This is a genomic window from Methylobacterium terrae, assembly GCF_003173755.1.
Taxonomy (GTDB): domain Bacteria; phylum Pseudomonadota; class Alphaproteobacteria; order Rhizobiales; family Beijerinckiaceae; genus Methylobacterium; species Methylobacterium terrae.
This window is the reverse complement of the sequence record NZ_CP029553.1, coordinates 703,363-725,401: the sequence shown is the minus strand read 5'-3', so window position 1 is coordinate 725,401 and position 22,039 is coordinate 703,363. Positions and strand designations below refer to the sequence as shown.

Below are 22,039 nucleotides of genomic sequence, written 5' to 3'. Positions count from 1 at the left end.
CGCCACGTTCCACGCGGCACAACCTCACCCTCTCCCCCGGAAAGGGGGAGGGGAGCGCGCACGCGGGGCGGCAGGCAGAGGAACGGACACGATGACGACGAGGGTCGCCTGCATCGGCGAGTGCATGATGGAGCTGTCCGAGCGGCCGGACGGCAGCCTGCTGCGCGGCTACGGCGGCGATACGCTGAACACCGCCCTCTACCTCGCCCGGCTCGGCGTCGCGGTCGATTACGTGACGGCGCTCGGCGACGATCCGTGGAGCGAGGAGATGCTGGCGGCCTGGGCCGCCGAGGGGGTCGGCACGGGCCAGGTGCGCCGCCTGCCCGGGCGGATGCCGGGGCTCTACATCATCCGCACCGACGGATCCGGCGAACGCAGCTTCCACTACTGGCGCGACAGCGCCGCCGCCCGCGACCTGTTCTCCGGCCCCGGCGCCGCCGGGACCCGGGCGGCTCTAGCGGGGTACGACCTCGTCTACGCCTCCGGCATCAGCCTGTCGCTCTACGGCGAGGCCGGACGGGCGGCGCTGGCCGAGACCTGCCGGGCCGTGCGGGCGAAGGGCGGGCGCGTCGCCTTCGACACGAATTACCGGCCCCGCGGCTGGCCCGACAAGGCGAAGGCGCAGGCCGCCTTCCGCGACGCGATGGCGGCGGCCGACCTGATCTTCGCATCGAGCGAGGACCTCGCATGGCTGTACGGCCGGGAGGGCGAGGAGGAGGTGCTGCGCCATCACGGCCGCTGCGAGATCGTGCTGAAGGGCGGCGGCTCGCCGCCGAGCGTGCGGGTGCTCGCAAGCGACGACGACGTCACGGTGCAGGCCCCGCCCGTCGAGGCGGTCGTCGACACCACCGCGGCGGGCGACAGCTTCGCGGCGGCCTACATGGCGGCGCGCCTCGCCGGACGCCCGCCCGCCGAGGCCGCGTCCTGCGGCCACCGCCTCGCCGGCGCGGTCATCGGCCATCGCGGCGCCGTGATCCCCCGGGCGGCGATGCCCGACCTGCCCCTTACCCCTGCCCTGGGACGACGCTCATGACCACGGATACCCGCGCCCACCGCCTCGACGCGCTGCTCGCCGCCTCGCCGGTGATCCCCGTCATCACCGTGCCGGAGCTCGCCCACGCGGTTCCCCTCGCCCGCGCCCTGGTGGCGGGCGGCATCACCACGCTCGAGATCACCCTGCGCACCCCCGTGGCGCGGGACGCCGCGAAGGCGATCATGGCCGAGGTGCCGGAGGCGGTGGTCGGCCTCGGCACGGTGCTGACCCCGGCCGACCTCGAGACCGCGCACGCGCTGGGCGCCCGCTTCGCGCTGAGCCCCGGGGCGACGCCTGAGCTCCTGCGGGCGGCGGCCGCGAGCGACATGGTGTTCATGCCCGGCATCGCCACGCCCTCCGACCTGATGCAGGTGCTCGCCGCCGGCTTCACCGTGGCGAAGTTCTTCCCGGCCGTGCCGGCGGGCGGCATGGCGGCGCTCAAGGCGCTGGGCGGCCCGTTCCCGCAGGCCCGCTTCTGCCCGACCGGCGGGATCGGCGAGGCCGACGCCAAGGCCTGGCTCGCGCTCCCGAACGTCGCGGCGGTGGGCGGCTCGTGGCTCGCGCCCGAGGCCGAGATCCGCGCCGGCAACTTCGCCGCCATCACCGAGCGGGCCCGCCGCACCCTCGCGGCGCTGCAGTAACGGACCGGAAACGTGCCCGCGCCGCCACGGTGTGGCGCGGGCACAACGCCGATCTCGCAACCGCGAAGCTTCGCCGGATTTAAGCTTGGCTTTGGGACGTGGGCGTTTACGGCTTGGCCATTGGTTCCGCCGTACGGTGCCGGTCGCGTTCGCACCGTCCTCAGCCCCGCGCTTCCCCCCGAGCTTTCCTGCCAAGAGGCTTTTATGCGCCGCTTCGTCCCCGCCCTGGCCGGGCTGGCCTGCGCCGTCGCCGCCTGGGCGGCGCCCGCCGCCGCCTACGAGATCGACCCGCTCACCCGCCAGCCCCTCGACCAGCCCCTCACCATGACGGTGCGGGCCCCCGCCGCCGCGGCGGCCGTCGATCCCCTCGACGCCTCGGTGCCGAAGCTGAGCCCGATCCCGCGGGAGACGGTGGCCTATTCCGGCCCCTACGGCGCCGGCACCATCGTGGTCTCGACCGCCGAGCGCCGGCTCTACTACGTGCTCGGCAACGGCCAGGCGATGCGCTACGGCGTCGGCGTCGGCCGCCCGGGCTTCACCTGGGGCGGCGCGCAGACCATCTCGATGAAGCGCGAGTGGCCCGATTGGCGCCCGCCGGCCCAGATGATCCGGCGCCGGCCCGACCTGCCGCGCTACATGAAGGGCGGCCCCGAGAACCCGCTCGGCGCCCGCGCGATGTATCTCGGCGGCTCGCTCTACCGCATCCACGGCTCCAACGAACCCGAGACCATCGGCACCGCCGTCTCCTCCGGCTGCATCCGGATGACCAACGACGACGTGATGGACCTCTACACCCGCGCCAAGGTCGGCACGAAGGTGATCGTGCAGCGCTGAGGCGCGCACGGACAATCCTGCGGCACCCGTCGAACGGCCCCGTTCGACGGCATCGCCTGGATCCCGAACGGGTCCGCGCCGGGCGCTCGAGCCCCGGCGCGGACCCGTTCTCGTCGAGGCGGCACGGGGCCCGCGCCGCCGGCCTCGCGTCAGCGCCGCCGCGCCGGCTCCCGGCTCAGGCCGCGGGTCGCCAGTTCCTCCTCGTAGCGGGAGAAGCGCGCCGCCTGCTCCTCGCCGAGGCGGCGCAGGAAATCGAAGGCGTAGATCCCGGTATCGTGCATGTCGTCGAAGGTGAGCTTGACGGCGTAGTTGCCGACCGGAGCCACCGACAGGATCTCGACCTCGCGCTTGCCCGCAAGCCACTTGCGCTCCGAGGGCGCGTGGCCCTGGACCTCGGCCGAGGGGCTCTCGACCCGCAGGTACTCCGCCGGCAGGGCGTAGGCCGCGCCGCCGGCATAGGCGACGTGGAGCGTGCGCTTGTCGCGCGACAGCCGGATCTCGGTCGGCCAATCCGCGTCATCGGTCATGGGTGCGTCTCCCTGCGCCTGAAGGCACAACTTGCCCGTAATCCCGGGAGCGCTCATATGCAGGCTGACGTCCGGCCGCCAGAGCCTCAAGTCCCGAGGATAGTGTTCGCATGTGGGGTCCCCGTACCGACGATCCGATGCCGGCGGCGTCCGTGCCGGCGCGGCCGGCGCCGCTGATCGATCCGTTCCAGCGCGCGATCACCTACCTGCGCGTCTCGGTGACCGACCGCTGCGACCTGCGCTGCGTCTACTGCATGTCGGAGGACATGGCGTTCCTGCCCAAGCGCGACCTGCTCACGCTGGAGGAGCTCGACCGGGTCTGCTCGGTGTTCGTGGAGCGCGGCGTGAGGAAGCTGCGCATCACCGGCGGCGAGCCGCTGGTGCGCCGGGACATCATGCGGCTGTTCCGCAACCTCTCGCGCCACCTCGCGTCCGGGGCGCTGGAGGAGATGACGCTGACCACCAACGGCACGCGCCTGCGCCAGCACGCCGCCGAGCTGGCGGCCCTCGGCATGCGCCGCATCAACGTCTCGCTCGACACCCTCGACCCCGACAAGTTCCGGGCGATCACCCGGCGCGGCGACCTGCCGACCGTGCTCGACGGCATCGCGGCGGCGCGCGAGGCGGGCCTCAAGGTCAAGATCAACGCCGTGGCGCTCAAGGGCGTCAACGAGGACGAGATTCCGGCGATGCTCGACTGGGCCCACGGGCTCGGCATGGAGATGACGCTGATCGAGGTGATGCCCCTCGGCGACATCGAGCCCGACCGGGTCGACCAGTTCCTGCCGCTCTCGGTGGTGCGCGAGCGCCTGTCCGAGCGCTACACCCTCACCCCGCTCCCGGACCGCACCGGGGGTCCGGCCCGCTACGTGCGGCTGGAGGAGACCGGCGGGCGGCTCGGCTTCATCACGCCGCTCACCCACAATTTCTGCGAGAGCTGCAACCGGGTGCGCCTGACCTGCACCGGCCAGCTCTACCTGTGCCTCGGCCAGGAGGACGCCGCCGACCTGCGGGCGGCCCTGCGCGCCTCCCCCGACGATGCCGTGGTGGCCGAGGCGATCAGGGAGGCGATCACCCGCAAGCCGAAGGGCCACGACTTCGTCATCGCCCGCGCGGCCAAGCCCGCGGTGCCGCGGCACATGAGCACGACGGGGGGCTGAACGCCCCCCTCAGATCCGGAACCCCATCCGCAGCGCCCCCCAGTGCCGGCCGTGCACGCGGATCGGGGCCGCGACCTCGCGCAGGGGCGGCCGGCCGGCCTCGTCCTGCGGGCAGGCCTGGACCAGGAAGGCCCGGGTCGAGCGGGCGGCGCTGAGCCCGATCCGGTCGTCGTAGAGCCGGCGCTGGCGGGCGTGGAGCGCGTTCCAGGCTGGGTCGCCGGCCCGCGGCGCCTGGGCCTGGGCGCGGTTGTGGACCGGGGCGTAGCCGTTGCGATCGACCGCGAAGCAGAACGCCGTGCGCGGATCGGCGAGCAGCAGCGGCTCGAGGATCGGCGGCAGGATGTCCTCCAGGGCCGGCACGGCGGCGGTGAGGTAGTGCGGCGGCTCGATGCCGGCGACCGGGCGGTAGCTCGTGTCGAACAGGGCGTGGTGCGCGAGCCGGCCCTCGGCGAGCGCCTGCTCCAGCACCGTGCCGACCGCCGCCGCGCCCCCTCGCGCCGCCGCGATCAGCGGCCGGTTCTCCTCCTCGACCGCCACCAGGGCGTCGCGCATCCGCGCCTCGGAGGCCGGATCGGCCAGCGCGCAGTGCAGGCCGCGCGGGCTCGCCCCGGCGACCTGCACCTGCAGCCGGCCGATGCCGCGCACGTCGAGGGAGAGGCGGGATCCCGCCGGCGCGCCGCAGCCCTCCGGCGGGGTCAGGAGCAGCCCGCCCCGGCTGAGATCCAGCACCCGCCCGAGGCCCCAGTTGCCGACCCGCGCCGCGAGATCGACCGGATAGCGGTCGTGGACCCGCCGGTCGCCGATCTCGGCCTGGCGCAGGGACGCGACGGTGCGCCCGGCGAGCCCCCCGGCGAGCCCGGCGACGCCGGCACCGACCGATTCGGCGGCCGCCATGCGCCGGGCCGCCTCGCCGGCCGCGAGAATCGCGGCCGCGGCGTCCCGGTCGAGGTCGTCGGTGGCGTCGGCGAGGTCCAGGGCCTCCCCGGCGAGGTGCCGGGCGGCCTCGGCCTGGGCCCGGGCCGCCGCGCCGGTCGTGGCGAAGGCCGGGCGCAGGCAGGCGAGCGAGGTCGCGACGCTGCCCATCGCCACCGCGCCGGGGCCGGAGAGGCGGCGGCTCAGAATGCGCACCTCCTCCACCGCCCGGGCGGCGTCGGCCGACAGGAGCTTGAATTCCTCCGCCGCCTGCCAGAGCGGGTCGCCGCCCGCGCCGGCCCGCGCCGCCTCGACGGTCGCGTTGAGGGCGAGCCGGTTGGCCTGCCGCGCCAGGGTCGCCACCGCCTCGACGACGCGGGCGGCGTCCTTTGCGGCCGACGCCATCTCGGCCTCGAGCACCCGGCTCTGCGCGTCGGTGCGGTCGAGGTGGCGGCCGGCCTGCACCAGCACGCCGGAGAGCCCCTCGGCCTCCGCCGCCAGCGTCTCGGCGGAGGCACCCAGGGCCCGCCCGCGGGCGCCGGCCTCGCCGGCCCGGTGTCTCAGGGTGCCCAGGTCGCGGGCGAGGGCGGCCGCGTCCGCGGCGGCGGCGGCGGTCTCGGCGCAGCCGTCCCGGGCGGCGACGCCGACGGCGCGGGCGGCCCGCACCAGCTCGGCCTCGACCCGGTCGACGGCGTCGCGCCCGGCCCGGCCCGTGCCGAGGTCCGGTCCCTCGGCCGCCGGTTCCGCCACGGCGAGCGGCGGCAGGATCTCGACCGCGTCGGCGCGGTCGCGGGGCGGGTGGGGCGGGCGGAAGCTCAGGCGCATGGCCGGATGAGAGCGCGCCGCGCTTAAAGGCCGGTTAACCCTGACGCAGAGTTAACGTCGCCGACCCGGTTTCGCGAGGCGCGATGACGCACGAGTTGCGTCGGCAGGCGCGGCCGTGGCAGGGTCCGCCCCCGTCCGGTTCGACGCCCCCCGTCCACCGCCCTTCCACGAGAGACCGCCGCCGGATGAGCCGCCTGCTCTCCCGCCTCCTGCTCCTGTCGCTGCTCGCCGCCGGGCCCGCCCTCGCCGAGCCGGCGCCCTCCGGCCTCCCCTCGCCGGTGCGCATCGCCACCGAGGGCGGCCATCCGCCGTTCAACTACGTCGAGGACGGCAAGCCGGCGGGCCTGGAGGTCGAGCTGGCCCAGGCCCTGTGCGCGGAGGCCCGGCTCGCCTGCACGATCGTGCTCCACCAGTGGGACGGCATCATCAAGGGGCTGGAGGCCGGCGAGTACGACGCCATCATGGCGGCGATGGCGCCCACCCCGAAGCGGGCCGCCCGCATCGCCTTCACGAAACCCTACCTGCGCATCCCGTTCGCCTACGTGGCGCGCCGGGACACCTCGCTGCCGAACCCGTCGCCGGCCACCCTGCGGGGCCGCCGGATCGGGGTGGCGGCGCACGGGCCGCAGGTCGCCTATCTCGAGCAGCGGGTGCCGGGCGCCGAGATCCGCACCTTCGACAGCCTCGCCGACGCGACCCTCGACCTGCGGGCCGGCCGGGTCGATTTCGTGCTGGGCGACAAGCTCGATCTCGCGACCTTTCTGAGCCGGCCCGAGGGCGAGGCCTGCTGCCGCCTCGCCGGCGACGTCGCCGCGGGCGAGCCGCTGCTGGGCGAGGGCGTCGCCATCGGCCTGCGCAAGGGCGACGGCGCCCTGCGCGAGGCGTTCGAGCGGGCGCTCGCGGCGCTCGTCGCCGACGGGCGCTACGACCGCATCCGGGCGAAGTTCATCCCTTTCGACACGAAGTGACGACACGCCGGTGACGACGCCCGTTTGACGGGCGTAGGCGCGGCTCACTACACCGGGGACCGACCGCCGGGACAACGGCGTGGGAGGAGCGAGCGCATGGCAAAGGTCGCGTTTCTGGGTCTCGGCGTGATGGGGGGGCCGATGGCCCGTCACCTCGCCGCCAAGGGCCACGACGTCACGGTCTACAACCGCACCAAGGCCAAGGCCGACGACTGGGTGAGCGCGCATGGCGGCAAGGCCGCGGCGACGCCCCGCGAGGCGGCCGAGGGCCAGGAGATCGTCTTCGCCTGCGTCGGCAACGACGACGACCTGCGCCAGGTCACGACCGGGCCGGACGGCGCCTTCGCGGCGATGGGCAAGGGCACGGTCTTCGTCGACCACACCACCGCCTCGGCGGAGGTGGCGCGCGAGCTGTCCGAGGCTGCGGGCAAGGCCGGGTTCGGCTTCATCGACGCGCCGGTCTCCGGCGGCCAGGCGGGCGCCGAGAACGGCGTGCTGACGGTGATGTGCGGCGGCGAGGCCGACACCTTCGCCCGGGTCGAGCCGGTGATCGGGTCTTACGCCCGCGCCTGCCGGCTGCTGGGGCCCGTCGGCGCCGGCCAGCTCGCCAAGATGATGAACCAGATCTGCATCGCGGGCCTCGTCCAGGGCCTGTCGGAGGCGGTGCATTTCGGCAAGCGGGCGGGGCTCGACATCGAGGCGGTGCTCGACGTGATCTCCAAGGGGGCCGCCGGCTCCTGGCAGATGGAGAACCGCGGCAAGACCATGAACGAGGGCAAGTTCGAGTTCGGCTTCGCCGTCGACTGGATGCGCAAGGACCTGTCGATCGTCCTCGCGGAAGCCCGCCGCAACAAGGCCAAGCTGCCGGTGACGGCCCTCGTCGACCAGTTCTACGCCGAGGTGCAGAGCCTGGGCGGCGGGCGCTGGGACACGTCGAGCCTGATCGCGCGGCTGGAGAAGTAAAAATGTCAGCGCGGCATTGTCGATGACAAGATAAAGCTCCCTCCCCTCTCCCGTGTGGGAGAGGGGCCGGGGGTGAGGGTGACACGGTTCCGAGTCAGGCTCTGACCGTCCCGCTGTCAGCACGACGTTCAGTGCTTGGATAAGAACCGTATCACCCTCACCCCTACCCCTCTCCCACTCGGGAGAGGGGATCCCGCGCCATCTGGTTTTCAGTCAGCGCCGGTAAGTCAGGTGTCTACTTCCCCACCAAACAGCTCACCGCCTTGCGCCAGCCGGCCAGCCGCCGCTCGCGCAGCGTCGGCTCCATCGCCGGGGCGAAGCGACGCTCCAGGCGCCAATGGTCGGCGAAGTGCTCGGGCTCCGGGTAGAGGCCGCAGGCGAGGCCGGCGAGGTAGGCCGCGCCCAGCGCCGTCGTCTCCTTCACCTCGGGGCGGTCGACGGGGGCGGCGAGCAGGTCGGCGAGGCGCTGCATCGTCCAGTCGGAGGCGACCATGCCGCCATCGACCCTGAGCACCGTGGCGCTGCCGTCCCCGTCCGCCCAGTCGGCCCGCATGGCGGCGAGGAGGTCGGCGGTCTGGAAGCAGACGCTCTCGAGCGCCGCGCGGGCGAGTTCGGCCGGTCCCGTGCCGCGGGTCAGCCCGAACAGGGCGCCGCGGGCGTCCGGCTCCCAGTAGGGCGCGCCGAGGCCGACGAAGGCCGGCACGAGGTAGACGTCCTGGCCCGGGTCGGCCCGCTCGGCGAGCGCGCCCGTCTCGGCAGCCGATTCGATCACGCCGAGCCCGTCGCGCAGCCACTGCACCGCCGCGCCCGCGACGAAGATCGAGCCTTCGAGCGCGTAGGTGCGCTTCCCGTCGAGCTGGTAGGCGATGGTGGTGAGGAGCTTGTTCTTCGAGGCGACCGGCTGGGAGCCGGTGTTGAGGAGGGCGAAGCACCCGGTGCCGTAGGTCGACTTGACCATGCCGGGCCGGAAGCAGGCCTGCCCGACGACGGCCGCCTGCTGGTCGCCGGCGACGCCCCGGATCGGGATCGCGGCGCCGAACAGCTCCGGGTCGGTCTCACCGAAATCGCCTGAGGAATCGCGCACCTCCGGGAGCATCGAGGCCGGCACGCCGAGGAGCCCCGTCAGTTCCTCGTCCCAGGCGCCGCGATGGATGTCGAAGAGCAGCGTGCGCGAGGCGTTGGTGGCATCGGTGACGTGCAGCCGCCCGCCCGTGAGGCGCCACAGGAGATACGAATCGACGGTGCCGAAGGCGAGCTCGCCGGCCTCGGCCCGGGCGCGGGCGCCGGGCACGTTGTCGAGGATCCAGGCGATCTTGGTGCCGGAGAAGTAGGGGTCGAGGATCAGGCCGGTCTTGCCCGTCACCATCGGCTCGTGGCCGGCCTCCTTGAGGCGGGCGCAGATCCCGGCCGAGCGCCGGTCCTGCCAGACGATGGCGCGGTGCACCGCCTCGCCGGTGCGCCGGTCCCAGACCAGCGTCGTCTCGCGCTGGTTGGTGATGCCGATCGCCGCCACGTCCCGGGCCGTGACCCCGGCCTGCTTCATCGCCGCCCGGCAGGTCTCGAGCGTCGTGCGCCAGAGGTCCTCCGGCTCGTGCTCGACCCAGCCCGAGGCCGGGAAGTGCTGCGGGAACTCGGCCTGGGCGAGGCCCGCGATCGAGGTGTCGGGCCGGAACAAGAGGGCGCGCGAGGAGGTGGTGCCCTGGTCGATGGCGAGGATGAGGGAGGACATCGTTTCGGGGCTCGTCAGAGAGGTGGCGGTTCCGTCATGTCGTAGGCCAAGACGATCTCCCTCGCGACGAGCGCGGCGGTCGCCGCCGTCATAGCCATTCCCGGATCATCGCGGAAAGGAGAGCCGGGGCTGCACGCCCCGGCTCCCGCAGCGTCAGCCGCGCTTCGGCGGCGAGGCCGGCCAGCTCTTGATCAGGGTGTCGTAGTCGATCGTCTCACCCTTCGGCTTCTCGTCGGCGAGCTTGCGCTGGGGCGCCAGCGTGCCGTCCTTCTTGGCCTGCTCGTACCAGTGCTCGGCTGAGGTCTTGGGGTTGAGCTTCGGGCCGCACTCGCCCTGCACCTTCGAGCGCTCGAGGCGCGCCATCACGTCGTCCTGGGCCGCGGCGAGCGCGTCCATCGCCGCCTGCGGGGTCTTGGAGCCCGAGGAGGCGTCGCCGATGTTCTGCCACCAGAGCTGAGCGAGCTTGGGGTAATCCGGCACGTTCACGCCGGTCGGGGTCCACTGCGTGCGGGCCGGCGAGCGGTAGAACTCGACCAGGCCGCCGAGCTTCGGCGCCCGCTCGGTGAAGGACTTGTCCCAGATGTCGCTCTCGCGGATGAAGGTGAGGCCGACGTGGCTCTTCTTCAGGCTGACCGTCTTCGAGACGATGAACTGCTGGTAGAGCCAGGCCGCCTTGCGGCGATCGAGGGGGGTCGACTTCAAGAGGGTGAGCGAGCCGGCATCCTGGTAGCCGAGCTTCATCCCGTCCTTCCAGTACGGGCCCTTCGGCGAGGGCGCCATGCGCCACTTCGGCGTGCCGTCCTGGTTCATGACCGGGAGACCCGGCTTGACCATGTCGGCGGTGAAGGCGGTGTACCAGAACATCTGCTGGGCGACGTTGCCCTGCGACGGCACCGGGCCCGACTCCGAGAAGGTCATGCCGGCGGCCTGCGGCGGGGCGAACTTCTTCAGCCACTCGACGTACTTCGTCACCGAGTAGACCGCCGCCGGGCCGTTGGTGTCGCCGCCGCGCTCGATCGAGGAGCCGACCGGGCGGCAGCCCTCCATGCGGATGCCCCACTCGTCGACCGGCTTGCCGTTCGGGATGCCCCGGTCGCCGTTGCCGGCCATCGACAGCCACGCGTCGGTGAAGCGCCAGCCGAGCGACGGGTCCTTCTTGCCGTAGTCCATGTGGCCATAGACCTTGACACCGTCGATCTCCTTCACGTCATTGGTGAAGAAGTCGGCGATGTCCTCGTAGGCCGACCAGTTGACCGGCACGCCGAGCTCGTAGCCGTACTTGGCCTTGAACTTCTCCTTGAGGTCGGCGCGAGTGAACCAGTCGTAGCGGAACCAGTACAGGTTGGCAAACTGCTGGTCGGGCAGCTGGTAGAGCTTGTTGTCCGGCCCGGTGCCGAAGGACTTGCCGATGAAGTCGTCGAGGTCGAGGGTCGGCGAGGTGACGTCCTTGGCCTCACCCGTCATGAAGTCCGACAGGGCGACGGTCTGGCCGTAGCGGAAATGGGTGCCGACGAGGTCGGAATCGTTGATCCAGCCGTCGTAGATGTTCTTGCCCGACTGCATCTGGGTCTGGATCTTCTCGACCACGTCGCCCTCCTGCAGGAGGTCGTGGCGCACCTTGATCCCGGTGATCTCGGAGAAGGCCTTCGCCAGCGTGCGGGCCTCGTATTCGTGCGTGGTGATGGTCTCGGAGACGAAGTTGATCTCCATGCCGGCGAAGGGCTTCGCCGCATCGATGAACCACTGCATCTCCTTGAGCTGCTCCTCCTTCGACAGGGTCGAGGGCTGGAACTCGGTGTCGACCCAGCGCTTGGCCTCTTCCATGCCGGCGAAGGCGTGGCCGGCGGCCAGGGTGAGCGCGAGGGCGCTCGCGGCCGTGAGCAGACGATGGCGTTTCATGGTGGTGGTCCTCCCTCTGGTGGTGATCGGCCCGCCTGATGCCGGCTGGCTGCCGGACGTAGCGACGAACCGTTTAAGCGAAGCGGAACATCACCGCCCCGTAAACGAGCGAGAGCGCGAGCGCCCATTCGAGGCTCGGGCCGACGAGGCCGAGCCAGGCGAGGTTGATGAAGGCGGCGCCGACCAGCGTCAGGAACAGCCGGTCGCCCCGGGTCGTCGGGATGCGCAGGATCCCGACCTCTTCGGTCTCCGGGCGCCAGACGGCCAGCGCGGTCATCAGGGCGAGCAGGCCGGCGATGACCGCGAAGAACACGGCGGTCTGCCAGGTCCAGGCCATCCAGGCGAAATCGGACATCGGACGAACTCCCCGATCACACCCGACCGAGGGCGAAGCCCTTGGCGATGTAGTTGCGCACGAACCAGATCACGAGGGCGCCCGGCACGATGGTGAGCACGCCGGCCGCCGCGAGCAGGCCCCAATCCATGCCGGCGGCCGAGACCGTGCGGGTCATGGTGGCGGCGATGGGCTTGGCGTCGACCGAGGTGAGCGTGCGGGCGAGCAAAAGCTCGACCCACGAGAACATGAAGCAGAAGAAGGCGGCGACGCCGATGCCGGACGCGATCAGCGGCATGAAGATCTTGATGAAGAAGCGCGGGAACGAGTAGCCGTCGATCGCCGCGGTCTCGTCGATCTCGCGCGGCACGCCGGACATGAAGCCTTCGAGAATCCACACCGCCAGCGGCACGTTGAACAGGCAGTGGGCGAGCGCCACCGCCCAGGGCGTGTCGAACAGGCCGACCGCCGAGTAGAGGTTGAAGAAGGGAAGCGCGAACACCGCCGGCGGCGCCATCCGGTTCGAGAGCAGCCAGAAGAACAGGTGCTTGTCGCCGATGAAGCTGTAGCGCGAGAACGCGTAGGCCGCCGGCAAGGCGAGGCCGATCGACAGAACCGTGTTGATCGCCACGTAGGACAGCGAGTTCAGGTAGCCACCGTACCAGCTCGGATCGGTGAAGATCCGGATGTAGTTGTCGAACGTGATGGCATGAGGCCAGAGCGTCATGCTGGTGTTGATTTCCTGGTTGGTCTTCAGGCTCATGTTCACGAGCCAGTAGATCGGGACCATCAGGAACAGGAGGTAGAGCGTCATCACGACGTGGCGCGGGCGCATCAGGCGGCCCTCCGGTCGAGCGGGATGGTGGTGGCGGGGGGCAGGCTGCCGGCGGCGCCGGCATCCGCCGGGTCGGTGTCGGCCAGCACCGTGCGGTTGCCGGCGTCCACGTTGGTCATCACGGTGTAGAACACCCAGCAGACGCTGAGGATGATCAGGTTGTAGACCAGCGACATCGCCGCCGCCCGGCCGAGGTCGAACTGTCCCAGCGCCAGCTTGACGAGGTCGATCGACAGGAAGGTCGTGGCGTTGCCGGGCCCGCCGCCGGTGAGCACGAAGGGCTCGGTGTAGATCATGAACGAGTCCATGAAGCGCAGCAGCACGGCGATCAGCAGGACGCGGCGCATCTTCGGCAGCTGGATCGTGCGGAAGATCGCCCACTGGCTCGCCCCGTCGATGCGGGCGGCCTGGTAATAGGCGTCGGGGATCGACTTGAGACCCGCGTAGCACAGGAGCGCGACGAGGCTCGTCCAGTGCCACACGTCCATGGTCACGATGGTGACCCAGGCGGCGAGCGCGGAGCCGGCGTAATTGTAGTCGATGCCGATGCGGTTGAGGAACGAGCCGAGGAGGCCGATATCGGTGCGGGCGAAGACCTGCCAGATCGTGCCGACGACGTTCCACGGGATCAGCAGCGGCAGGGCCATCAGCACGAGGCAGAACGCGACCGAGCGGCCCTCCCGCGGCATCGACAGCGCCACCGCGATGCCGAGCGGCACCTCGATCGCCAGGATGATCCCTGAGAACAGGAGGTTGCGCCACAGCGAATCGAAGAAGCGCTCGCCGAACTGGCTCGACGGGTCGAGCAGTTCCTGGAACCAGCCGAGGCCGTTCCAGAAGAACTGGTTGTTCCCGAACGTGTCCTGGACCGAGTAGTTGACCACCGTCATCAGCGGCAGCACCGCCGAGAAGGCGACGACGGCGAAGACCGGCAGGACGAGGAGCCAGGCCTTCTGGTTGACGGTCTTGGTCATGCGGCCTCCCCGGGCACCAGGGCGCCGTCGGCGTAGATGTGGATCTGGCGCGGATCGAGGGTCAAGGCCGCCTCGGTCCCGTCGAGGCTCTGGCCCTCCGCCACCGTGGCGACGAGGGGCCGGCCGCCGAGCTCGACCCGGGCGAGGCGCTGGCGCCCGATATCGTCGATGCGCTTGACCTGGACGGGGAGACCGAGGCCCTTCGGCGCGAGGTGTACGTATTCGGGGCGGACACCCAGCTCGATGCGCTTGCCCTGCGGCAGGTCCGGGTAGTGGCGGGCGAGCGGGACGGCGTGGCCCTCGATCGTCGCGGTCGCGCCCTCGACCCGCGCCGGCAGCAGGTTCATGCCCGGCGAGCCGATGAAGTGGCCGACGAAGGTGTGGGCGGGGCGCTCGAACAGCTCGTCGGGCGTTCCGGTCTGCACCACGGCGCCGTCATGCATCACCACCACCGTGTCGGCGAAGGTCAGCGCCTCGGTCTGGTCGTGGGTGACGTAGATCATCGTCAGGTCGAGCTTGCGGTGAAGCTCCTTGAGCGTCGAGCGCAGCTGCCACTTCAGGTGCGGGTCGATGACGGTGAGCGGCTCGTCGAACAGGATCGCCGCCACGTCCGGGCGCACGAGGCCCCGGCCGAGCGAGATCTTCTGCTTCATGTCCGCCGTCAGGTTGTTGGCACGGCGGTCGAGCACCCGGGTGAGGTCGAGGAGACCGGCGATCTCCTCCACCCGCGACCGGATGGTGGCCGGGGCGACGCGCCGGTTCTTCAACGGGAAGGCCAGGTTCTCCCGCACCGTCATGGTGTCGTAGACGACCGGGAACTGGAACACCTGGGCGATGTTGCGCCCCTCGGTCGGCACCGTGGTGACGTCGCGGTCGTCGAACAGGATGCGGCCGCGGGTCGGGACGACCAGCCCCGAGATGATGTTGAGCAGCGTGGACTTGCCGCAGCCCGACGGCCCGAGCAGCGCGTAGGCGCCGCCCTGGCGCCAGACGTGGTCGATTTCCTTCAGCGCGTAGTCCTGCGGGCCCTTGGGGTTCGGGCCGTAGGCGTGGGCGAGGTGGTCGAGGGTGATGCGGGCCATGGATCCCCTCTCCTCTCAAGCCGCCGCCGGCAGGTCGAGGGCGGCGGTGCGGCCGGTCCCGTCGAACACCAGGGCGTGGCGGGGGTCGAGATAGGCGGTCACCGCCGTGCCGGGCTCGAGCCGGCGCACGCCGGGCAGGAGCGCGATCAGGCGGCTCTCGCCGGCATCGGCTTGCAGGTCGACATGGACGTAGCTCTCCGAGCCGGTGATCTCGGCGACCGAGACGGTGGCGGGCAGCGCGATCGCCTCGGCCTGCAGGGGATCGAGGGCGAGGTGGTGGGCGCGAAAGCCGATCGTGTAGGTGCCGTCGGGCACGGTCGCGAGCGTGCCGGTCGCCCGGACCTGGCCGCCGGTCGGAAGCGAGACCCGGCCGCCGGCCTTCGTCACGCTCAAGGTGTTGAGCGGCGGGTCGGAGAAGACCTTCGCGGTGACGAGATCCTGGGGCCGGCGGTAGACGTCCGGCGTCGGACCGACCTGGGTGACGCGGCCCTGGTGCAGGGTGGCGGTGCGCCCGCCGAGCATCAGGGCCTCGGCCGGCTCGGTGGTGGCGTAGACGAAGATGGCCCCCGTAGCGGCGAAGATCCGCGGGAGTTCTTCCCGCAACTCCTCGCGCAGCTTGTAGTCGAGGTTCGCCAGCGGCTCGTCCATCAGCACGAGGTCGGCGCGCTTGCAGAGCGCCCGGGCGATGGCGGTGCGCTGCTGCTGGCCGCCCGACAGTTCGAGGGGCTTGCGCTTGAGGTAGGGGGTGAGCCGGAGAAGCCCCGCCGCCTCCTGCACCCGCGCCTCGATCTCGGCCCTCGCGACCCCGGCGACCCGCATCGGCGAGGCGATGTTCTCGTAGACCGAGAGCGAGGGGTAGTTGATGAACTGCTGGTAGACCATCGCGACGTTGCGGGCTTGCACCGGCAGCCCGGTCACGTCCTTGCCGTCGGCGATAATCCTTCCATCGCTCGGCGCCTCGAGCCCGGCCATCAGGCGCATCAGCGTCGTCTTGCCGGCGAGCGTCTGGCCGAGCAGCACGTTGAGCGAGCCCTTCGGCAGGGCGAGGCTGACGTCGCGGATATGGGTCTCGGGGCCGACCCGCTTGGTCACGTTCTCCAGGATCAGGGTCATGGCGCCCTCCCGTCTCTCGTCTCGTCAGGCGGCGTTGGGCGCGGCGGCGGCGCGGCGCATGAAGTCGTCGAGGGCGGCGGCCTCGGCGGGGGTGACCCTAAGGCCGAGCTTCGAACGGCGCCAGAGCACGTCGTCGGCGGAGACCGCCCATTCGCGGCGCATCAGGTGGCGCACCTCGCGCTCGGTGAGATCCGCCCCGAACACCCGTCCGAGATCGGCCAGCGAGCGGGCGCCGCTCAGGATCTCCCGCGCATCGGTGCCGTAGGCCCGCACCAGCCGGGCGACCAGCGCCTCCGGCACGCCCGGGTGCTGGCGCGCAAGCCCCGCCACGACCTCGTCGTAGCCCTCCTTCGGGAAGTTGCCGCCCGGCAGGACGGCACCCGAGGTCCAGGGCTCCTTGCGGGCCGCCGGGAGGTGGTCCTTCAGGCGCTCGAGCGCCGATTCGGCGAGGCGGCGATAGGTGGTGATCTTGCCGCCGAAGACCGAGAGCATCGCCGGCTGGCCGTCCGGCGCATCGAGGGTCAGCACGTAGTCGCGGGTGGCTTCCTGCGCCTTCGAGGCGCCGTCGTCGTAGAGCGGGCGCACGCCCGAATAGGTCCACACCACCTCGTCGCGGGTGACCGGATCGCGGAAGTACTCGCTCGCGGCGGCGCAGAGATAGGCGATCTCCTCCTCGCTCGCCTTCACGTCGGCGGGGTCGCCCTTGTAGTCGCGGTCGGTGGTGCCGATCAGCGTGAAGTCGCGCTCGTAGGGGATCGCGAAGATGATGCGCTGGTCGGCGTTCTGGAAGATGTAGGCGCGGTCGTGCTGGAAGAGGCGCCGCACCACGATGTGGCTGCCCTGGACGAGGCGCACGCCCTCGCTGGAATTGGCCCGCGCCACGCCGGTGAGCACGTTCGCCACCCAGGGGCCGGCGGCGTTGACGAGGGTGCGGGCCCGCACGGTGTCGCGGGCGCCGGTCTGGCGGTCCTCCGCGGTGATCTCCCACAGCCCGTCGGTGCGGGCGACGGTGACGACCCGGGTGCGGGTGCGGATCATCGCGCCGCGCTCGGCGGCGTCGCGGGCGTTCAGCACCACGAGGCGCGAATCCTCGACCCAGCAATCCGAATATTCGAAGGCGCGGCGAAAGCCGGCTTTCAGCGGCTCGCCGGCGGGATCGCGGGTGAGGTCGAGGGTGCGGGTGCCGGGCAGGCGCTTGCGGCCGCCGAGGTTGTCGTAGAGCAGGAGCCCCAGGCGCAGGAGCCAGCCGGGCCGCAGACCCGAATGGTGCGGCAGCACGAAGCGCAGGGGCCAGACGATGTGGGGCGCCATGCCCCACAGCACCTCGCGCTCCATCAGGGCCTCGCGGACCAGGCGGAACTCGTAATGCTCGAGGTAGCGCAGGCCGCCGTGGATCAGCTTGGTCGAGGTCGAGGAGGTGCCGCTGGCCAGGTCGTTCTGCTCGAACAGCACCACCGAGGCGCCGCGGCCGACCGCGTCGCGGGCGATGCCGCAGCCGTTGATGCCGCCGCCGATCACCGCGAGGTCGAACACCCCGCGCTCGTCGCCGGGCTGCTGGCGCCTGGGGGCCAAGGCCACCTCCCTGTCCGAGCCTTTCGGCTCTTTCGTTTGCATCCTGGTGCGAATCTAGTCGCGACCGGTGGCTGACGCAAGCGAAACCGAAAGCCGAGAGGTGCGAACGAAAGCCCAAGCCTTTCGGTTTCGGCGATGTATCGGTTTCGGCTACTCGGCGGCGTCGGACGTCTCGTGCGCGCCGGCCTCCGCCCCGGCCTCGACCAGCTCGACGCGATGCGCCGCGCACATCTCCCGCAAGGCGCCGGAGGGCAGCGCGTCGGTGACGAAGTAGTCGAGCTCGCGCAGGTGGCCGACGCGGATCGGCGCCGAGCGTTCGAGCTTCAGCTTGTCGGCGACCAGGATCACCCGGCGGGCATTGTCGATGATGGCGCGGGCGACCCGCACCTCGCGGTAGTCGAAGTCGAGCAGCGTGCCGTCCTCGTCGATCGCCGAGGCGCCGATCACCGCGTAATCGACCTTGAACTGGTTGATGAAATCGACCGCCGCCGAGCCGATCACCGCCCCGTCGGCCCGCCGCACCGGCCCGCCGGCGACGATCAGGCTCATCTTCGGGTGGCGGTAGAGCAGGGTCGCCACGTTGAGGTTGTTGGTGATGACGAGGAGGTCCTCGTGGTCGCCGAGCGCGCGCGCCACCTCCTCGGTGGTGGTGCCGATGTTGATGAACAGCGACGCGCTGTTCGGGATCAGCCTTGCTGCCGCCTCGCCGATCGCCCGCTTCTCGCCGTGGGCGACGAGGCGGCGCGCCTCGTAGGACACGTTCTCGACGCCCGAGGCCACCACGGCGCCGCCGTGGATGCGCGACAGGAGCCGGCTGTCGCACAGCTCGTTCAGGTCCTTGCGGATCGTCTGCGGCGTCACCTCGAACCGCGCCGCCAGCTCCTCGACGCTGACCCGCCCGTGCAGGCGGGCGAGGGCGAGGATGTCCTGCTGGCGCTGGGAAACCTGGTCGATCACGACGCGCATGCCTTGTTCTCGCCCATCGGGGCGCTTGTTGCCCGCGGGACCGCGGGGGCGGGCATTGTCGGGGCAAGCGGGGGCGGGTGCAATCGGGGGCGAGGAAGGGTGCGGGGTACGCGTTCGGACCACCGCGGACGGCTTCGACCGTCTGGCTGACGCTACAGCGAAAGGCCGCAGCGCCGACGACATCCGTCTCGGCTACGTCGAGCTCGTGATCGGTTCACACATCGTCTTCAATCGAGATCGTGCCGGCGGCGCGATCGAGATCGTACGCATCCTGCGCCAGTGGATGGATTTCGATCGCCGCTTGCGAAGCGGCCGCGGCGTCGCTTGGTCGAGGGCTGGAATACCTCACACGATCCCCCACGCCCGGTACCGCCGCCGCTCCGTCAACTCCCGCGGGCGGGCGGATCCCAGCTCGGCCAGCATCCCCTCCACCGCCTGCGGGGTGACGGCGAGCGCCCGGGCGGCGCTCGCCACCGTGACCAGCGGCGTGCCGACGAACAGGTCGACGAGTTGCGGCAGGCGCGAGGTCCGGCGCTTGGCCGCGCAGGCGCGCAGCATCACCTCGCGGGCGAGCGTCAGGCGGTCGAGGTCGCGCCCGAGGGTGCGGGCGGAGGCCTCGACCGCCCCGAGGAGACCGGCGACACGGTCGGCGAGCGGCAGCGCCCGCGACCACGGCGCCCGGCTCTCGCGCAGGCCCAGCGACAGCGCCGGCAGGTGGACCGTGACCTTGGCCCGGGCCCGCAGCAGGGCCGCCGCCGTCAGCGGCCCGCGGTGACCCCGGCGCGGGGCCGGATCCAGCACCAGCCAGGCGTCGAGGGCGACCGCGGCGGCCAGAGCCGCCGGCAGGTCCCGGGTCTCGTCGAGGATCCGGCGCCAGGCGGCGACCGGGCCTTCGTCCGGGTCTCGGCGCGGGACCGGCCCGCCCGCCTCGTGAGCGGCGAGGGTGCGGCGGGTACGGGCGAGCAGCCGGTCGATGGCGGCGAAGGCCGTGTCGGCGCCCTCCGGCTCGTCCTCGTCCTCCTCGTCGGGCCGCTCGTCCTCCGTCGCGCCCGCCTCGGGTTCGGGCCCGGCGAGCATCGCCCGGCCGGGGGCGGAGAAGGCCCAGCCCGGCGGGGACGCGGCGAGGCGCCGCCGGTCGGCGAGCACCGCCACGGCACGCCCCAGCGCGAGCGTCGGACGGCGCACGTCCATCGCCGCCTCGTGCAGCACGAGATCTTCCAGGGCGACGAGCTCGCCGTCGAGATGCAGGGCGGCCTGGGCGTCGAACAGGTGCGCCCGCGCCCGGGCCCCGTCGGCCAGCACGGGATCGGCCCGGGCCAGGCGCTCGTCGGCGCGCACCAGCGCGTCGGAGGCCGCCTCCAGGGGACCGGCGAGGGGCCGCCACGCGGCGGGCGGGCGGATCGCGTCGAGATCGTAAGCCATTGCGGCGGCACGATACGGAATATCACATCCAAGGAAAGATGGCATTCGCTTGGTCGACCGTGGAGAGGAGCGAGGCCCACGGACGGTGCCGCGCACCTTGACGTGGGCAATATTCCCACATACCCAAGCGCGGCCGGTCGGCGTCCCGACCGGGCAGTCCCGCCGCAATTTCGCTGTCCGGCCGGCGCATTGACCCATCCGACTCGACGGCCTTAACCGTGACGAGACTTGCCGTGACCGACCCCGCCGTGACCCACCCCGACGCCGCGCAGGACGGTGACGTGCGCCAGCCCGCCGCCGAGCCGATCCCCCCGACCTCCCCCCTGCCCGTCGCCGTGGGCATCACGGTGTTCCGGCCGACGCCGGAGCAGGTCGCGACCTTGCGCGCCCGGGTCGCGGCGGAGGCGCGCCTGACGATCGTGTTCGACAATGGCGGCCTACCGGCGGAGGACGCGGCCGCGCTCGAGCAGCGCGGCGCGCTCGTGCTGTCGGCGGGGCGCAACATCGGAATCGGCGGCGCCCTCGACGCGATCGCCCGGGCGGCGTCCGCGGCGGGGGCCGCGCAGGTGCTGCTCCTCGACCAGGACGCCGCGTTCACGCCGGACCAGGTCTCGGAGCTGGAGGCGGCGCTGGCGCGCCTGCGGACCCTGAGCCTGCCGCCGGCCGTGGTCGGCCCGAGGCCGCAGGCGGCGCCCGGAGCCAAGGCGCCGGCCTATCCGCGCCGGCCGGAGATCCCGGATTACGGCTCCCTCGTGCCGGTGGAGTTCCTGGCCACCTCCGGCTCGCTCGTCGACCTCGAGGCCTATGCGCGGATCGGCCCGTTCCGGAGCGACTTCTTCATCGACGGCGTCGACCTCGAATGGTGCTTTCGCGCCTGGGCCCGCGGCTACGGCTGCTGGATGGAGGCGGGCACCGCCCTCCCCCATCGGGTCGGGGCCGGGGTGATCCGCTCGACGCTCTTCGGCATCGAGATGCCGCGCCAGCCCCTGTTCCGGATGACGGCCTACCTGCGCAACAGCGTCTATGCCTGGCGGCTGGCGCACGTGCCACGACGCTGGAAGGTGCGCCAGGCCGCCTACCTGCCGCTCCAGGCCCTGCTCACCTGGGCCGATTCCGGCTACCGCCCGCGCGTGCTCGCTCAGCTCGCCGGCGCGGTGCTCGACGGCCTGCGCGGCCGGCTCGGGCGGCCGAAAGGATTGCCGGGAGAGCCGTCATGACGGGGATTGCGGCGATGCCCGGGACGCCCCCCGCCCTCGACGTCGTGATCGTCAACTGGAACGGCGGCGCCCTGCTGCGGGCCTGCCTCGCCAGCCTGGCGGCGGCGGAGGACGGCCTCGGCGACGCCCTGCCCCTGCGGGTCGTCGTGGTCGACAACGCCTCCAGCGACGGCTCGCTCGACGCCCTGCCGCGCCTGCGCCATGGGCCGGGAACGGGACCGGACGCGGGGCCCGAGGTGATCGCCAATCCCGACAACCGGGGCTTCGGCCGGGCCTGCAACGCCGGTGCGGCGCGGGGGCGCGCGCCCGCGATCCTGTTCCTGAACCCCGACGCGCGGGTGACGGCGGAGAGCCTGGCCGGCGCCTACGCCGCCCTGACGGCGGATGCGGGCACCGGCATCGTCGGGGCGCAGCTCCTCGACGAGGCGGGCGCGGTGCAGCGCTCCTGCGCGCGGCGGCCGAGCGCCGGCTCGCTCGTCGGCCAGGCGCTCCTCCTCGACCGGGCGCGGCTGGTGCCCACGCACTTCATGACCGAGTGGGACCACGCCGAGGACCGGGCGGTCGATCAGGTGATGGGCGCCTTCCTGATGATCCGCCGGTCGCTGTTCGCGGATCTCGGCGGCTTCGACGAGCGCTTCTTCGTCTACTACGAGGATGTCGACCTCTGCGCCCGGGCGCAGGATGCGGGCTTCGCGGTGCGCCACCTCGCCGGCGTCCGCGTGCGGCACGAGGGCCAGGGCACGACGCGGGCGGCCAAGGCGCACCGCCTCGCCTGCTTCCTCGAGAGCCAGATCCGCTACGCCGCCAAGCATCACGGCCGGGCGACGGCGCTCGCCCTGACGGCGGCGGCCTTCGGGGCGCAGGTGCCCCTGCGCCTCGCCCAGGCGCTGGCGCGGGGCTCAAGCGCGGAGGCCGGCGAGGTCCTGCGCGGGGCGGGCCTGCTCGCCCGGGCGCTGCCCGGCCTCCTGCGTGCGATCGGCACCTCCCCCGCCCCCTGATCGCCCTCACCTACGGTTTTCCGGACACAGCCCGA

Annotated in this window: 20 protein-coding genes; 8 read left to right on the top strand and 12 right to left on the bottom strand. The window is 72.2% G+C overall.

The features are described 5' to 3' along the window. Positions 1-91: 91 nt before the first annotated feature. From DK419_RS03200 to DK419_RS03190, 3 genes are all read left to right on the top strand, one after another. The gene (locus DK419_RS03200; protein ID WP_109957814.1) at positions 92-1,033 is read left to right on the top strand and encodes a sugar kinase; all 942 of its coding nucleotides are present in this window, start codon (positions 92-94) and stop codon (positions 1,031-1,033) included. Beyond that, positions 1,030-1,674: a bifunctional 4-hydroxy-2-oxoglutarate aldolase/2-dehydro-3-deoxy-phosphogluconate aldolase gene (gene eda / locus DK419_RS03195; RefSeq protein ID WP_109957813.1), complete on the top strand. Its 645-nt coding sequence runs from the start codon at positions 1,030-1,032 to the stop codon at positions 1,672-1,674. The genes DK419_RS03200 and eda overlap by 4 nt, the downstream gene beginning before the upstream one ends. A 204-nt stretch (positions 1,675-1,878) precedes the next feature. Continuing rightward, positions 1,879-2,508: a L,D-transpeptidase gene (locus tag DK419_RS03190; RefSeq protein ID WP_109957812.1), complete on the top strand. Its 630-nt coding sequence runs from the start codon at positions 1,879-1,881 to the stop codon at positions 2,506-2,508. Between the two features lie 149 nt (positions 2,509-2,657). Here the strand turns inward: DK419_RS03190 and DK419_RS03185 are convergent, their stop codons facing one another. After that, positions 2,658-3,035 (bottom strand): gamma-butyrobetaine hydroxylase family protein, encoded by a 378-nt coding sequence (locus DK419_RS03185; RefSeq protein WP_109957811.1) that lies wholly within the window; start codon positions 3,033-3,035, stop codon positions 2,658-2,660. Positions 3,036-3,145: 110 nt separating this feature from the next. Here DK419_RS03185 and moaA point away from each other — a divergent pair, with 110 nt between their 5' ends. Then, on the top strand, positions 3,146-4,195 hold the full coding sequence (gene moaA, locus DK419_RS03180) for a GTP 3',8-cyclase MoaA (RefSeq protein WP_425352630.1): 1,050 nt from the start codon (positions 3,146-3,148) through the stop codon (positions 4,193-4,195). 9 nt (positions 4,196-4,204) lie between these two features. Here moaA and DK419_RS03175 read toward each other — a convergent pair whose 3' ends face one another. After that, positions 4,205-5,932: a methyl-accepting chemotaxis protein gene (locus DK419_RS03175; protein ID WP_109957810.1), complete on the bottom strand. Its 1,728-nt coding sequence runs from the start codon at positions 5,930-5,932 to the stop codon at positions 4,205-4,207. A 185-nt stretch (positions 5,933-6,117) separates the two neighbouring features. On the opposite strand from DK419_RS03175, the gene DK419_RS03170 reads away from it, so the two are divergent. Both DK419_RS03170 and DK419_RS03165 read left to right on the top strand, forming a co-directional pair. Next, positions 6,118-6,900 (top strand): transporter substrate-binding domain-containing protein, encoded by a 783-nt coding sequence (locus tag DK419_RS03170; protein ID WP_109957809.1) that lies wholly within the window; start codon positions 6,118-6,120, stop codon positions 6,898-6,900. A 96-nt stretch (positions 6,901-6,996) separates the two neighbouring features. Beyond that, positions 6,997-7,863 carry an NAD(P)-dependent oxidoreductase gene (locus DK419_RS03165; protein ID WP_109957808.1) on the top strand — a complete coding sequence of 289 codons (867 nt, stop codon included), beginning with the start codon at positions 6,997-6,999 and terminating at the stop codon, positions 7,861-7,863. Between the two features lie 235 nt (positions 7,864-8,098). On the opposite strand, the gene glpK is transcribed toward DK419_RS03165, so the two are convergent. From glpK to DK419_RS03115, 10 genes are all read right to left on the bottom strand, one after another. After that, positions 8,099-9,592, bottom strand: coding sequence for a glycerol kinase GlpK (gene glpK / locus DK419_RS03160; RefSeq protein WP_109957807.1), 1,494 nt, complete (start codon positions 9,590-9,592; stop codon positions 8,099-8,101). Between the two features lie 153 nt (positions 9,593-9,745). After that, positions 9,746-11,491, bottom strand: coding sequence for an ABC transporter substrate-binding protein (locus DK419_RS03155; RefSeq protein WP_109957806.1), 1,746 nt, complete (start codon positions 11,489-11,491; stop codon positions 9,746-9,748). A gap of 73 nt (positions 11,492-11,564) precedes the next feature. Next, on the bottom strand, positions 11,565-11,846 hold the full coding sequence (locus DK419_RS03150) for a DUF2160 domain-containing protein (RefSeq protein ID WP_109957805.1): 282 nt from the start codon (positions 11,844-11,846) through the stop codon (positions 11,565-11,567). A 16-nt stretch (positions 11,847-11,862) separates the two neighbouring features. Further along, positions 11,863-12,660 carry a carbohydrate ABC transporter permease gene (locus tag DK419_RS03145; RefSeq protein ID WP_109957804.1) on the bottom strand — a complete coding sequence of 266 codons (798 nt, stop codon included), beginning with the start codon at positions 12,658-12,660 and terminating at the stop codon, positions 11,863-11,865. Then, on the bottom strand, positions 12,660-13,634 hold the full coding sequence (locus DK419_RS03140; protein ID WP_109957803.1) for a carbohydrate ABC transporter permease: 975 nt from the start codon (positions 13,632-13,634) through the stop codon (positions 12,660-12,662). The genes DK419_RS03145 and DK419_RS03140 overlap by 1 nt, the downstream gene beginning before the upstream one ends. Continuing rightward, positions 13,631-14,716, bottom strand: coding sequence for an ABC transporter ATP-binding protein (locus tag DK419_RS03135; protein ID WP_109957802.1), 1,086 nt, complete (start codon positions 14,714-14,716; stop codon positions 13,631-13,633). Before DK419_RS03135 ends, DK419_RS03140 begins: the two co-directional genes overlap by 4 nt. 15 nt (positions 14,717-14,731) lie before the next feature. Further along, the gene (locus tag DK419_RS03130; RefSeq protein ID WP_109957801.1) at positions 14,732-15,829 is read right to left on the bottom strand and encodes an ABC transporter ATP-binding protein; all 1,098 of its coding nucleotides are present in this window, start codon (positions 15,827-15,829) and stop codon (positions 14,732-14,734) included. Between the two features lie 24 nt (positions 15,830-15,853). Next, entirely contained in the window at positions 15,854-17,401 is a 1,548-nt protein-coding gene (gene glpD, locus DK419_RS03125) for a glycerol-3-phosphate dehydrogenase (protein ID WP_109962098.1), read from the bottom strand. A gap of 150 nt (positions 17,402-17,551) precedes the next feature. Next, on the bottom strand, positions 17,552-18,367 hold the full coding sequence (locus DK419_RS03120) for a DeoR/GlpR family DNA-binding transcription regulator (protein ID WP_208642274.1): 816 nt from the start codon (positions 18,365-18,367) through the stop codon (positions 17,552-17,554). A gap of 345 nt (positions 18,368-18,712) precedes the next feature. Continuing rightward, entirely contained in the window at positions 18,713-19,789 is a 1,077-nt protein-coding gene (locus DK419_RS03115; protein WP_109957800.1) for an RHE_PE00001 family protein, read from the bottom strand. 233 nt (positions 19,790-20,022) lie between these two features. On the opposite strand from DK419_RS03115, the gene DK419_RS03105 reads away from it, so the two are divergent. After that, positions 20,023-21,006, top strand: coding sequence for a glycosyltransferase family protein (locus tag DK419_RS03105; RefSeq protein WP_162561131.1), 984 nt, complete (start codon positions 20,023-20,025; stop codon positions 21,004-21,006). Beyond that, positions 21,003-22,004: a glycosyltransferase family 2 protein gene (locus tag DK419_RS03100; RefSeq protein WP_109957797.1), complete on the top strand. Its 1,002-nt coding sequence runs from the start codon at positions 21,003-21,005 to the stop codon at positions 22,002-22,004. Before DK419_RS03105 ends, DK419_RS03100 begins: the two co-directional genes overlap by 4 nt. Positions 22,005-22,039: the final 35 nt, after the last annotated feature.